Here is a 12,234-nt window from a genome sequence, read left to right as displayed (position 1 = left end):
GCACCGCACGCCGGCGCCTCGACCCCGGAGCACCTCCTCGTGAAGACCCTGATCCTGCTCGCGCTGGCCGGCCTCGGCGCCCAGCTCGTCGACGGCAGCCTCGGCATGGGCTACGGCGTCACCTCGACCACCCTGCTCCTGGCGATCGGCACCAACCCGGCCGCCGCCTCGGCCACCGTGCACCTCGCCGAGATCGGCACGAACCTCGCCTCGGGCCTGTCCCACTGGCGGTTCGGCAACGTCGACTGGAAGGTCGTCGGTCGGATCGGCGTACCCGGGGCGGTCGGCGCCTTCGCCGGCGCGACGGTGCTGTCCAGCATCTCCACCGAGCTCGCCGCCCCGGCGATGTCGGTGATCCTGCTCGGTCTGGGCGTCTACCTGCTGGTCCGCTTCACCCTCCGCGGCATCGACAAGCGCCAGCTCGGCAAGCCGATGCGCAAGCGGTTCCTCGCCCCGCTCGGTCTCACCGCCGGCTTCATCGACGCCACCGGCGGAGGCGGCTGGGGCCCGGTCAGCACCCCGGCGATCCTGGCCAGCGGGCGGATGGAGCCGCGCAAGACCATCGGCTCCATCGACACGTCGGAGTTCCTGGTCTCGCTCGCCGCGAGCCTGGGCTTCCTGTTCGCCCTCGGCGACCAGGGCATCAACCTGTTCTGGGTGCTCGGCCTGCTCGCCGGCGGCCTGGTCGCCGCACCGCTGGCCGCCTGGCTGGTGCGCTACGTCCCGCCGCGGCTGCTCGGTGCCGGCGTGGGCGGGATGATCGTGGCGACCAACGTCCGGAGCCTGCTCACCAGCGACTGGATCGACGCCGCCGACCCGGTCCGCTACGCCGTCTACACGGTGGTCTACCTGACCTGGGCCGCCGCGGTGGTCTGGTCGTTCCGGGAGTACCGCCGGGAGCGCGCCCAGGAGCAGGCCGACGCCCTGGCCGCCGAGGCGGAGGCACTCGCCGCCGAGGCGGAGGCACTCGCCGCCGAGGAGCTGGCCCGCAGCGAGCGGGAGCCGAACACCACCGCCCAGCTGGAGAGCGTCCGCGCCGGCCACCCCCGGGCACCGCAGGACTGAACGGGGCCTTCCCCGCGGTCGATCACGGGCGTCCCGCCCGGGGCAACGGCGTGCCACCGGGCAGGACTCCCATGATCAACGAGGTGCGGCGCTCTTCGGGCGGGCGCGCACGTGCATCCGTTCCCCCTGCGGGCCGAAGAGGGTGAGCACCTCGACCGGGGCGTCGCCGGCGGTGCCGAACCAGTGCGGCAGGTGGGTGTCGAACTCGGCCACCTCGCCGGGCGCCAGCACCAGGTCGTGCTCGCCCAGCAGCAGCCGGAGCCGGCCGGAGAGCACGTACAGCCACTCGTAGCCCTCGTGACTGCGCTGCTCCGGTCGCCCCTCCCCCGCGCGCCGGGTGATCAGCGCCCGGTAGGCCTGCAGCCCGCCCGGCCGGCGGGTCAGCGGCCACATGGTCATGCCGTCGCCCTCGATCGGGCGCAGCCGCACCCGCGGGTCCTCGGTCGGCGCCTCGACCAGCTCGTCGAGCGGCACCTGGTGGGCCCGGGCGAGCGGGAGCAGCAGCTCCAGCGTGGGCTTCCGCTGCCCGGACTCCAGCCGGGACAGGGTGCTCACCGAGATGCCGGTGGTCGCCGAGAGATCGGCCAGGGTGGCCCCGCGCTGCTGGCGCAGCACCCGCAGTCGCGGCCCCACCGCGTCGAGCACCTCGGTCACCGGGGCACCGTCGTCCGTCATGCCGCCATTTTGCCGAACTGGCAACGAAGTTTGTCAAGGCCCGCTCCCCGGGTGCACCGTCGTGCCATCGACGGAACAGCGAGAGGGACGGGCGATGCAGCGGTATGACGTGGTGGTGGTCGGGGGCGGGGCTGCCGGGCTCAGCGGGGCGCTGGCGCTGAGCCGGGCCCGCCGGTCGGTGCTGGTGGTGGACGGCGGGCAGCCGCGCAACGCACCGGCCGCCGCGATGCACAACTACCTGGGCCGGGACGGCACCCCGCCCGGTGACCTGCTGGCCGCCGGCCGGGCCGAGGTGGCCGGGTACGGCGGGGAGGTGGTCTCCGGCGAGGTCGTCTCGGCCACCCGGGACGGCGACGGTTTCACCGTCGCGCTCGCCGGCGGGCGCACCGTGGCCGCACGGCGGCTGCTGGTCACCACCGGCCTGGTCGACGAGCTGCCCGAGGTGCCCGGCCTGCGCGAGCAGTGGGGGCACGGCGTCCTGCACTGCCCGTACTGCCACGGCTGGGAGGTGCGCGACCAGGCGATCGGCGTGCTGGCGACCAGCCCGATGTCGGTGCACCAGGCGTTGATGTGGCGGCAGTGGAGCGACGACGTGACGCTCTTCCTGCACACCGCGCCGGAGCCCACCGACGAGGAGTGGGAGCAGTTGGCCGCCCGGGACGTCTCGGTGGTGACCGGCCAGATCGCCGCCGTCGAGTCCACCGGCGACCGGCTGACCGGCGTCCGGCTCTCCTCCGGCCAGCTGCTCCCGTGCGACGCCCTGGTCGTCGCCCCGGTGTTCACCGCGCGCTCCGCCGTCCTGGAGTCCCTGGGCCTGCCGGTGCAGCCGATGGAGGCCATGGGCCACGTCATGGGCGCCGCCGTCCCCGCGACCCCGACCGGCTCGACCGACGTCCCCGGGCTCTGGGTGGCCGGCAACGTCACCGACCTGATGGCCCAGGTGATGGGCGCGGCCGCAGCCGGGCTGAAGGCCGGCGCCGGGATCAACGGAGAGCTGATCGCCGAGGACACCCGGCTGGCCGTCGCGGCCCGCCGGACGGCGCCCTTCTCTCCCGCCGGAGAGCGGGAACTGTGCGACCAGGTGCTCGGCGACCGCCGGCACGGGATCTGAGGAGAGAACGGTGCACGAGCACACCCAGCAGCACGAGCACGCACACCAGCACGACCGGGAGCAGGCCCCCGGCGGGAGCGGCCACGACCACGCCTCCTGGGAGGAGCGGTACCGCGGCGCCCCGGCGCTGTGGAGCGGCCGGGTCAACCCGACCCTGGTGGCCGAGGCCGCCGACCTGCCGCCCGGGCGGGCGCTGGACGTCGGCTGCGGCGAGGGCGGCGATGCGCTCTGGCTGGCCGGCCGGGGCTGGCAGGTGACCGGACTGGACTGGTCGGAGGTGGCCCTGGCCCGCGCCGCGGAGCACGCGGCGGCCGCCGGGGTGGGCGACCGGGTGGAGTGGGTGCCGGGGTCGTTCGAGGACTGGCAGCCGCCGGTCGCCGCATTCGACCTGGTCACTGCGCACTTCCTGCACCCGACGGCGGAGCAGCGGGGGGTGCTGCTGCCGCGACTGGCGGCCGCCGTCGCCCCGGGGGGCACCCTGCTGTGGGTCGGCCACGCGTCCTCCGAGGAGGCGGCCGAGCGCTGGGGGGCCGACCGGTTCAGCTCCGCGCCCCAGGTGGCCGACGCCCTGGACCCGCGGGTCTGGGAGGTGCTCGTCGGCGAGGCGCGGCCGCGGCCGGCCGGGGAGCACGGCCACCACCCCGCCGACGAGGTGGTGCGCGCCCGCCGGCGGACCTGAGCCTCCGGCCCCGCTGCAGGGTCCCGCCGCGAGCTTCGCGTGGCGGGACCCTGCAGCGGGGTCCTTTCTCAGCCGGCGCGGACGCTGGTGAGCGGCACGACCTCCGGGCCGGGCCGGGTGCCGGCGGCGGCCAGCACCCGCTGCGCGTTGCCGGTGCTCTCCTTCAGCCCGGCCAGCCGCAGCGCCCGGACGCCGGTCAGCGCGTCGGCCTCCGGCGGCACCACCAGCAGGTCCAGCCGGCGGTCGTCCTCGACGGTCAGCGAGACCAGCTGCGGGTCCATGCTCGTGAAGGCGCCGGTGCGCACGATGCGCCCGGCCACCGCGACCCGGCGCTCGACCGGCTGCCAGACCGTCGACGGGTAGGTGAACCGCTCGACCCGCACCCCGAGCCCGGCCAGGGCCGCCACCAGCTCGGGGAGCTCGGCCGCGAGGTCGCGGCTGCGCGGCCACCAGGCGCCGTCGACCGCGACGTCCGCGCGAGTCCCCTCCCGGCGCAGGCGCACCCGCACGTCGATGCCGTTCCGGAAGCCCACTGCCCGCTGCACTGTCATCGGTTCTCCGACCACCTTCCGCACAGTTCCCCCAGACGCCGCCCGGCCTTCCCCTGCCGGACGCACGTCTCCCGAGCGGAAAGTAGGCCGACGAGCGCGACACCCCGGTGCGGTACGGGTGTCGTCGCGCCACGTGTCCGGGCCCCTCGGCCGGTCATCACACTCCGTGTCGACACGACAACTGTTGCCTCTCGCGCCCCACCCGTTTCAGCACTCCCCGCCCGCGTGTCCTCCCCCGGAACGACGGACGCCGCCGTCCCCGGGTGGGGACGACGGCGTCCGTCGTGGGCGTCTCAGCCGATCAGGGCTTGGGCTTCCGGTTCTTCGACCGGCCGCGGATCGTCTGGTCGAGCTCGACCTTGCGCACCCGCACAGCGCCCGGGGTGACCTCCACGCACTCGTCCTCGGCACAGAACTCCAGCGCCTGCTCCAGGTTCAGCAGCTTCGGCGGGATCAGCCGCTCCAGCTCCTCGGAGGTGGACTTGCGCATGTTGGTGAGCTTCTTCTCCTTGGTGATGTTCACGTCCATGTCGTCCGGACGGGAGTTCTCACCGACGATCATGCCCTCGTACACCTCGGTGCCGGGCTCGACCATCATCTGGCCGCGCTCCTGCAGCGAGAACATCGAGTAGGTCGTCGCCACACCGCTGCGGTCGGCGACCAGCGAGCCGGTCGGGCGGGCGCGCATGTCGCCCAGCCACGGCTCGTAGCCCTCGAGGTTGTGGTTCAGCACACCGGTGCCCCGGGTCTCGGTGAGGAACTCGGTGCGGAACCCGATCAGGCCACGCGACGGGACGATGTACTCCATCCGCGCCCAGCCGGTGTCGTGGTGCACCAGGTTCTCCAGCCGCCCACGCCGGACGGCGAGCGCCTGGGTGAGCGTGCCGACGTACTCGCCGGGGGTGTCGATGGTGACCCGCTCGACCGGCTCGTGCAGCTTGCCGTCCATCTCCTTGGTGACCACCTGCGGGCGGCCGACGGTGAGCTCGAACTCCTCACGGCGCAGCTGCTCGACGAGGATCGCGAGGGCCAGCTCGCCGCGGCCCTGCATCTCCCAGGTGTCGGGTCGCTCGGTGGGCAGCATGCGCACCGAGACGTTGCCGACCAGCTCCTGGTCGAGCCGGTTCTTGATCAGCCGGGCGGTGAGCTTCTTGCCGCTCTTGCCCGACAGCGGCGAGGTGTTGATGCCGATGGTGATCGAGATCGACGGCTCGTCGACCGTCAGCGGCGGCAGCGGGCGCGGGTCGTTCGGGTCGGCGAGGGTGTCGCCGATCATGATGTCCTCGATGCCCGCGATGGCGACCAGGTCGCCGGGGCCGGCGCTGTCGGCCGGGGTGCGGGTGAGGCCCTCGGTGACCAGCAGCTCGGTGATCTTGACGCGCTGGATCGTGCCGTCGACCTTGCACCAGGCCACCTGCTGGCCGCGCTTCATCTCACCGGAGTGGATGCGCAGCAGCGCCAGCCGGCCCAGGAACGGGGAGGCGTCGAGGTTGGTGACCTGGGCGCGCAGCGGCTCCTCGGCGTCGTACTCCGGGGCCGGGATGGTGTCCAGCAGCGTCGTGACCAGGGGCGCCAGGTCCGGGCTGTCCGGGACGGTGCCGTTCTCCGGCCGGGTCAGCGAGGCCTGGCCGGTGCGGCCGTTGCAGTAGACGATCGGGAACTCGAGCGCGTCGGCGTCCATCCCGGCGTCCTCGAGCAGCTCCAGGAACAGCTCGTAGCACTCGTCGACGACCTCCTCGATGCGGGCGTCGGAGCGGTCGGTCTTGTTCACCGCGAGGATGACCGGCATCCCCTTGCCCAGCGCCTTGCGCAGCACGAAGCGGGTCTGCGGGAGCGGACCCTCGGAGGCGTCGACGAGCAGGACGACGCCGTCGACCATGGACAGGCCGCGCTCGACCTCACCGCCGAAGTCGGCGTGACCGGGGGTGTCGACGATGTTGACGACGACGGGGTTGCCGTCGGAGTCGGCCAGCCGGATGGCGGTGTTCTTGGCGAGGATGGTGATCCCGCGCTCGCGCTCCAGGTCCATCGAGTCCATGACCCGGTCCTGGGTCGAGTCGTTGTCCGTTCCCTCGCCCTTGGCGCGGCCCAGGGCACCGGCCTGCCGGAGCAGGGCGTCGACCAGGGTCGTCTTGCCGTGGTCGACGTGGGCGACGATCGCCACGTTGCGCAGGTCGTTGCGGGTGGGCATGCGGAGAGGCACCTCAGGGGGTCGCGGGGAGTCTGCGCGCAGCCGCGCACATCCGGTCACAACCGCGTGTGCGGCAGAGACCTTCCCATGGTAGGCGACTCCGGGCCCCCGTCCGACCGGCTGTGACCGGTCCCCCACTCAGACGGTGGCCCCGGGCCGGTCCGCGACGACCCAGGACAGCGCGGCGACCACCACGGTGACCAGCCCGACCGCCAGCCACGCCGGCCAGCCGACGCCCAGCGCCAGCACGTGCGCGAGTACGAAGGCGGCCACGTAGGCGACCGCCAGGCCGGCGGCGACGGCGAGCCCGCGCCGGCGGTACCAGAGCCAGGCGGCGGCCAGCCCACCCGCGGCGAAGACGATCCCGCCCAGCGCCCGCACGCCGGTGCCCTGCGCGACGCCGAAGCCGGCGGCCAGTCCGACCGCTGCCGCCACGGCGGACGGGAAGCGGGTCTGCACGCGGGCCAGGGTGGTGGTCGACATGCCGCCCAGTCTGCCCCGTCGCCGGGTCAGTGCCCGGGCGCCCACGGTGCGATCCCCCACGCACCGCCGTCGGCGATGTCGAAGGGGACCGAGCCGCCACGGTCGACCACCCGGGCGGCGACCAGCGTCGACGACGCGTCCAGCGCGACCGTGACCGCCTGGGGCGTCTCCTGATCGGCCCAGCCGCCGTAGCTGCGCCAGGTGAGCAGCGCGAACGCCGCGCCACCGGGGGCGACGCCGACGCGCTGCACCTCGGCTGGGCCGCCCTCCGGGGTCTGCCCCGGCCCCACCTGCAGGGCGAGCGGCCGCCCGCCCTGCAGCAGGAAGAACGCCGGCACGACGAGCGCGACCAGCAGCAGCGGGACCGCCCCTGCGGCGCCGGACGCGTGCACCACCGCGGGCAGCCGGCGGACCGGCCCGCCACGCGGTGCGCCGTCCAGCGTCCGGAGGACCAGCGCCACGCCCACCAGGGCGACGAGCGCACCAGCGCCGACCCACCACCACAGGCCCTGCAGCGCCGCCTCGGGACCGTCGACACCGCACCCGTCCGGGCCGGTCGCGCAGCCCAGCGGGTCGTCCGGGTCGAACCAGCTCGGCGTGTACTGCCCGGCGGACAGGCCCGCGAACGTGGCCAGCAGGAGACCGACGGCCAGCAGTGCCACGCCCAGGTGGCGGGCCCGGGGGCGGCTCGTCGGTCACGGTCGGCGAGCCTGCCCGACCGGCTCCGGTCGTGGTGGGAGGTCAGCCCGCAGCGGCGGCCGCCACCGCGGCGGTGATGCCCTCCGGAGTCAGCTGGGTGGCGTTGTCCAGTGGCTCTCCGTCGACGAGCACCGTCGGGGTGCCGGTCACGCCGGCCCGGCTGGCGGCCTCGGTGACCCGGGCGGCCCAGTCCTCGAACCGCAGGTCGGTGATGCCCTGCTCGACCGCCTCGCCGGTGGCGCCGGCCTGCGCGGCGTACTCGATCAGCTGCCCGTCGGGGAGACCGGCGCTGCCCTCGGCCGGCTGGTTGGCGAAGAGCAGGTCGGCGAACTGCTCGAAGGCGTCGATGCCGGCCTCGTCGGCCACCACGGCGGCGGCGTTCAGCGAGCGGGTGGAGTAGTCGGTGGTCGAGACGCGGTCCAGGATCGCGATCGGGTGCTCCTCCAGCAGGATGTCGCCGTCGGCGACCAGCTGGTCCAGGGTGGCGCCGTTGGTCTGCTCGAACCGCTGGCACACCGGGCACTGGAAGTCCGTGTAGACGCTCACCGTCACCGGGGCGTCCGCCTGCCCGACGGGGAAGGCCGTGCCGTCGTCGACGGTGTCGGCCGGAGCGCCGGCGTCCGGGTCGGTGGACGTCCGGGAGGACTGGACGACGAAGACGACGACGAGGGCGACCACGAGCACGACGGCGGCGGCCACGCCGCCGACCACGGTGCGCCGGCGGCGCTCGGCGGCTGCCCGGGCCGCGGCCTCGGCGGCCCGCTTCTCGGCGATCCGCTGCCGGGCGGCCTGGCGCTTGCTCTCACCGGACACCGGCGGGCTCCTTCGCGTCGAGGGGGGCGCCGAGGGCGAACCGCGACCGCGGCCACCGCGCCAGCGCGAGGGCGACGAGCAGCAGCCCGGCGTCGCGGGCCACCTCGCCGGGATAGCGGGTCTGACCGGCGGCGACGGCCCCACCGCCGCCGAAGCAGCCGCAGTCGATCTGCAGGCCGCGGGCCCAGGCCGAGCCGACCGCAGCGAGGAAGACGAGCATGAGCACGGCCGCCGCGACCGCCGCGGTCCGCAGGAAGACACCGGCCAGCAGCGCGAGGCCGACGGCGATCTCCAGCACCGGCAGGCCGAAGGCGACCGGGGCGACCAGCGTCTCGGGCAGCAGCCGGTAGGCGCGCACCGCGCGTTCGGCCGCGGCCGGGTCGGGCAGCTTCAGCCCGCCGGCGACCACCAGGACGACGCCCAGCAGCAGCCGCGCCGCCGTCGCCAGCCAGGGCGCCACCGCGCCTCTCCGTGCACGCACTCCCCCACTGTCGTCCCGCGGGGGTGTGGAGTTCCTGGCGACGAGCTGCGAGTTCCCCGGGAGACGACGGAGGTCCCGGGCAGCGCCCGGGACCTCCGTGATCAGTGCAGCCCGCGCGGGGCGCTCGTTCAGGCGGTGCGGAGCACGCCCTCGATCTCGAGCTCGACGTCGATCTTGTCGCCGACGACGACGCCGCCGCCGTCCATCGGCATGTCGATGTCCACGCCGAACTCCTTGCGGGAGATCGAGGTCTTGCCGGAGAAGCCGGCGCGGGTGCCGCCGTAGGCGTCGGGGCCGAAGCCGTTGAGCTCGAGGGCCAGGGTCACCGGCTTGGTGATGCCCTTGATCGTCAGGTCGCCCTCGACGACCCAGTCCTCGCCCTTGTTGCGCACGCCGGTGGAGCGGAACTCCATCACGGTGTGGTTGCCGACGTCGAAGAAGTCGGCGGACTTGATGTGGGCGTCGCGCTGCTCCTGACGGGTGTCGATCGAGTCCATGTCGATGGTCGCGGTGACGGTCGACTGCGCCGGGTCCTCGGCGGTGACGATGACACCGGAGAACTCGCGGAAGTAGCCGCGGACCTTGCTGACCATCATGTGGCGGACGGAGAAGCCGACCGTCGAGTGGGACGCGTCGATGTCCCACGTACCGACGACGTATCCGGGGATCTGGGTGGTGCTGGCCATGGTGACCCTCCAACTGGTTGAGCGCTTGACCGTTCTCGTCGGGCGTCAGCGTAGTTGAGAGCTTGAGTATTCCGCCAGTACCCTGAGGGGGTGAGCATCGACGTGTCCCCCGAGCGTCCGGCCGGCGTCCCCGACCGACCGCAGGCCGCGCCCCGCTGGCTCGACGCCGACGAGCAGCGGGCCTGGCGGGCCTACATGTACAGCTGGATGCTGCTCGACGACCTCCTCGACCGGGAGCTCACCCGGGAGACCGGCATCTCCCACGCCTACTACGAGATCCTGGTGCAGCTGTCGGAGACCGAGGGCCGGCAGCTGCGGATGAGCGAGCTCGCCCAGCGCTGCCTGTCCTCCCGCAGCCGGCTCTCGCACGCGGTGTCCCGGCTGGAGGAGCGTGGCTGGGTGCGCCGGCAGGTCTGTGCCGAGGACGGTCGCGGCCAGCTCGCCGTCCTCACCGACGAGGGGTTCGCCGCCCTGGAGGCCGCGGCGCCGGTGCACGTCGAGGGCGTGCGCAGCCACCTGTTCGACCAGCTCAGCCCGGCGCAGATCGCGGCGATGCAGGACATCGGCGAGACGCTGCTGCGCCACCTGCACGACCAGTGATCGACTGACAGCTCAGCGGGCTTCCCCGGCGCGGGAAGCCCGCTGAGCCGTCACTCGACGGCTGTGGACGACGCCCGCGCGACCGGTCCCGGCGCGGCAGGGTGCAGCGGTGCCCCGCCCGACCCGCCGTCCCGAACGGCTCCGTGGCCGCGTCTTCCGCGGCAAGGCCGCCGTCCGCGACGGCCTGCTGAGCCGGGACGACCTGCGCAGCGGCGCCTGGGTGCGGCTCTTCCCGGACGTCTACGCCGACGCCGCCCTCGAGATCACCCACCTGGTGCGCGCGCGGGCGGTGGGCCGCCTGCTGCTCCCCCACGGCGTGGTCTCCGGGGTGAGCGCCGCGGTGCTCTGGGGGCTGACCGACCTCGCCGGCGCCGAGGACGACGTGGAGGTGACCGTCGCACCGGGAGCACCCCGCGGCGCCGCCCCGGGGGTGACGGTGCACCGGCGCGTGCTCTGCCGGGAGCAGGTGCGCCCCGTCGAGGGAGTCCGCGTGACCGCCCCCGAGACGACGGCGCTGGAGCTCGCCGGACGACTCCCCCTGGACGACGGCGTCGTCCTGCTGGACCGGTTCGTGGCGGCGCGGACCACCACGCTGACCACGCTGCAGCTCACGGCCGCCGAGCTGACCGGCCGCGGCTGCCGCCGGGCCCGGACGGCGTGCGCCCTCGCCGACGGGCTGGCCGCCTCCCCCCAGGAGACCCGGCTGCGCCTGCTGCTCCACCGGTCCCCGCTGCCGCCTCCGGTGGCCCAGTACGTGGTCCGGCGCGACGGGGCGTTCCTGGCGCGGGTCGACTTCGCCTGGCCGGAGCGCCGCATCGCGCTGGAGTACGAGGGCGCGTGGCACACCACCCGCATCGCCGCGGACCGGCGTCGCATCGAGTCCCTCCAGGCCGCCGGCTGGCGGGTGCTCTTCGTGACCGCCGCCGACCTCCGCTCCCCCGCCGAGCTGCTGGCGCGGATCGCCGCCGCGCTCACCGAGTGACAGCCCAGCGGGCTTCCCGCGCCGGGGAAGCCCGCTGAGCTGTCAGTCACCGTGCGTCAGGCGGCGGGCGCCGCCGCAGCGTCCGCGCCCACGAACAGGTCGCGGGTGAGCACGCCGGTGTCCGGGTTGTCGGTGAAGATGCCGTCCACGCCGGCCTCCCAGAAGCGCAGCTGCTCCTCGATCGCCCGGCCGTAGGCCGCCGGGTCGGTGCCCTCGTCGAGGTCGGCGGGCAGGAAGGCGTTCTCGTTGCGGAACGTGTACGGGTGCACCAGCAGGTCGACCGCGTGGGCGTCCGCCACGAAGGACGTCGGCTCGCCCAGCGTGCCGTCCTCCGCCAGCGGGATGACCTGCGCCTTCTCCGGCCCCACCCCGTCGGCGTAGCGGGCGATGCCGGCCAGGCCGGCGGCGGTGGACAGGTCGGCGTAGGTGCGCGGGTCACCGGCGGCCACCAGGTCGGCCGGGGCACCGCTGGCCGACAGCAGCTGCACCAGCGGCACGCGGACCCCGGCCCCGTCCAGCTCGCGGAGGTTGGCCGTCTCGAACGACTGCAGGAACACCGGTGCGTGGCGCCGGTCCAGCCGGGCCTCGCGCAGGTCGGCGACCAGCGGCTCCTCCAGCGACAGCCCGATGCCGTCGAAGTAGGTCGGGTGCTTGGTCTCGATGTACGCCCCGATCTGCCGGCGCAGCTCACGGCTGAGGTCCGCGCGCAGCTGGAGGAACTCGTCCAGGGTCGGCACCGCGAAGAGCCCGTCGTAGAGGGTGTTCTCCTCCCGGAGCTCGGGCAGCCGCTCGACCGCGCGCAGGGTCTGCAGCTCGGCGAGGGTGAAGTCCTCGGTGAACCAGCCGGTCAGCTCGACGCCGTCCACCGTCTTCGTCGCCCGCCGGTCGGCGAACTCCGGGTGGTCGGCCACGTCGGTCGTGCCGGAGATCTCGTTCTCGTGCCGGCAGACCAGCACGTGGTCGGCGGTGCTGACCACGTCGCACTCGAGGTAGTCCGCGCCCATCCGGGCGGCCAGCTCGTAGGCGGCGAGCGTGTGCTCCGGCCGGTAGCCGGAGGCGCCGCGGTGGCCGATGACCAGCAGGTCCTCGGCCGGGTCGGCGCCGTGGTGGGCACCGCCCCCCGGTGTCGCGGAGGACGCCGGGGCGGCGACCAGGGTCAGCAGGACGGCGAGCAGGGTGGTCAGCGCAGCGGCGGACAGCCGGGACGTACGGCTCATC

The 12,234-nt window shown here is 74.4% G+C and carries 14 protein-coding genes; 5 read left to right on the top strand and 9 right to left on the bottom strand.

What is annotated here, in order from left to right:
• Window positions 1-39 precede the first annotated feature (39 nt).
• Complete coding sequence (locus ACI795_RS03580; protein ID WP_457073843.1) at window positions 40-1,065, top strand: sulfite exporter TauE/SafE family protein; 1,026 nt, start codon at window positions 40-42, stop codon at window positions 1,063-1,065.
• Between the two features lie 75 nt (window positions 1,066-1,140).
• On the opposite strand, the gene ACI795_RS03575 is transcribed toward ACI795_RS03580, so the two are convergent.
• Window positions 1,141-1,740: a helix-turn-helix domain-containing protein gene (locus ACI795_RS03575; RefSeq protein WP_457073842.1), complete on the bottom strand. Its 600-nt coding sequence runs from the start codon at window positions 1,738-1,740 to the stop codon at window positions 1,141-1,143.
• Between the two features lie 94 nt (window positions 1,741-1,834).
• Between ACI795_RS03575 and ACI795_RS03570 the strand changes: the two genes are divergently transcribed.
• Entirely contained in the window at window positions 1,835-2,851 is a 1,017-nt protein-coding gene (locus tag ACI795_RS03570) for an NAD(P)/FAD-dependent oxidoreductase (RefSeq protein ID WP_457073841.1), read from the top strand.
• A 10-nt stretch (window positions 2,852-2,861) separates the two neighbouring features.
• A complete protein-coding gene (locus ACI795_RS03565) occupies window positions 2,862-3,530 on the top strand; it encodes a class I SAM-dependent methyltransferase (protein WP_457073840.1) in 669 nt (222 codons plus the stop codon).
• 68 nt (window positions 3,531-3,598) lie between these two features.
• On the opposite strand, the gene ACI795_RS03560 is transcribed toward ACI795_RS03565, so the two are convergent.
• The 7 genes from ACI795_RS03560 to ACI795_RS03530 all read right to left on the bottom strand — a co-directional run bounded on the left by ACI795_RS03560 (window position 3,599) and on the right by ACI795_RS03530 (window position 9,434).
• Window positions 3,599-4,081, bottom strand: coding sequence for a DUF5994 family protein (locus ACI795_RS03560; RefSeq protein ID WP_457073839.1), 483 nt, complete (start codon window positions 4,079-4,081; stop codon window positions 3,599-3,601).
• A 301-nt stretch (window positions 4,082-4,382) separates the two neighbouring features.
• Window positions 4,383-6,272: a translational GTPase TypA gene (gene typA / locus ACI795_RS03555; RefSeq protein WP_457073838.1), complete on the bottom strand. Its 1,890-nt coding sequence runs from the start codon at window positions 6,270-6,272 to the stop codon at window positions 4,383-4,385.
• 138 nt (window positions 6,273-6,410) lie between these two features.
• Window positions 6,411-6,755, bottom strand: a complete 345-nt coding sequence (locus ACI795_RS03550; protein ID WP_457073837.1) for a hypothetical protein — start codon at window positions 6,753-6,755, stop codon at window positions 6,411-6,413.
• Between the two features lie 26 nt (window positions 6,756-6,781).
• The gene (locus tag ACI795_RS03545) at window positions 6,782-7,417 is read right to left on the bottom strand and encodes a hypothetical protein (protein WP_457073836.1); all 636 of its coding nucleotides are present in this window, start codon (window positions 7,415-7,417) and stop codon (window positions 6,782-6,784) included.
• Between the two features lie 79 nt (window positions 7,418-7,496).
• Complete coding sequence (locus ACI795_RS03540; RefSeq protein WP_457073835.1) at window positions 7,497-8,267, bottom strand: DsbA family protein; 771 nt, start codon at window positions 8,265-8,267, stop codon at window positions 7,497-7,499.
• On the bottom strand, window positions 8,257-8,748 hold the full coding sequence (locus ACI795_RS03535) for a MauE/DoxX family redox-associated membrane protein (protein WP_457073834.1): 492 nt from the start codon (window positions 8,746-8,748) through the stop codon (window positions 8,257-8,259). Before ACI795_RS03535 ends, ACI795_RS03540 begins: the two co-directional genes overlap by 11 nt.
• 128 nt (window positions 8,749-8,876) lie before the next feature.
• Window positions 8,877-9,434: a YceI family protein gene (locus ACI795_RS03530; RefSeq protein ID WP_457073833.1), complete on the bottom strand. Its 558-nt coding sequence runs from the start codon at window positions 9,432-9,434 to the stop codon at window positions 8,877-8,879.
• Between the two features lie 90 nt (window positions 9,435-9,524).
• On the opposite strand from ACI795_RS03530, the gene ACI795_RS03525 reads away from it, so the two are divergent.
• Window positions 9,525-10,034: a MarR family winged helix-turn-helix transcriptional regulator gene (locus tag ACI795_RS03525; RefSeq protein ID WP_457073832.1), complete on the top strand. Its 510-nt coding sequence runs from the start codon at window positions 9,525-9,527 to the stop codon at window positions 10,032-10,034.
• A gap of 109 nt (window positions 10,035-10,143) precedes the next feature.
• Window positions 10,144-11,016 carry a DUF559 domain-containing protein gene (locus ACI795_RS03520; protein ID WP_457073831.1) on the top strand — a complete coding sequence of 291 codons (873 nt, stop codon included), beginning with the start codon at window positions 10,144-10,146 and terminating at the stop codon, window positions 11,014-11,016.
• Window positions 11,017-11,072: 56 nt separating this feature from the next.
• Here ACI795_RS03520 and ACI795_RS03515 read toward each other — a convergent pair whose 3' ends face one another.
• Window positions 11,073-12,233 (bottom strand): glycerophosphodiester phosphodiesterase, encoded by a 1,161-nt coding sequence (locus ACI795_RS03515; RefSeq protein ID WP_457073830.1) that lies wholly within the window; start codon window positions 12,231-12,233, stop codon window positions 11,073-11,075.
• Window position 12,234: the final 1 nt, after the last annotated feature.

It is taken from the genome of Modestobacter sp. SYSU DS0290 (genome assembly GCF_054050955.1).
Note: the sequence above shows the minus strand (reverse complement) of the source record. Positions and strands in the feature narration are given on the sequence as shown.

Bases quoted from the DNA above. Each gene is read 5' to 3' on its own strand.
- ACI795_RS03575 (WP_457073842.1), bottom strand. From the start codon at position 1,740: ATGACGGACGACGGTGCCCCGGTGACCGAGGTGCTCGACGCGGTGGGG.
- ACI795_RS03570 (WP_457073841.1), top strand. From the start codon at position 1,835: ATGCAGCGGTATGACGTGGTGGTGGTCGGGGGCGGGGCTGCCGGGCTC.
- ACI795_RS03560 (WP_457073839.1), bottom strand. From the start codon at position 4,081: ATGACAGTGCAGCGGGCAGTGGGCTTCCGGAACGGCATCGACGTGCGG.
- typA (WP_457073838.1), bottom strand. From the start codon at position 6,272: ATGCCCACCCGCAACGACCTGCGCAACGTGGCGATCGTCGCCCACGTC.
- ACI795_RS03550 (WP_457073837.1), bottom strand. From the start codon at position 6,755: ATGTCGACCACCACCCTGGCCCGCGTGCAGACCCGCTTCCCGTCCGCC.
- ACI795_RS03530 (WP_457073833.1), bottom strand. From the start codon at position 9,434: ATGGCCAGCACCACCCAGATCCCCGGATACGTCGTCGGTACGTGGGAC.
- ACI795_RS03515 (WP_457073830.1), bottom strand. From the start codon at position 12,233: ATGAGCCGTACGTCCCGGCTGTCCGCCGCTGCGCTGACCACCCTGCTC.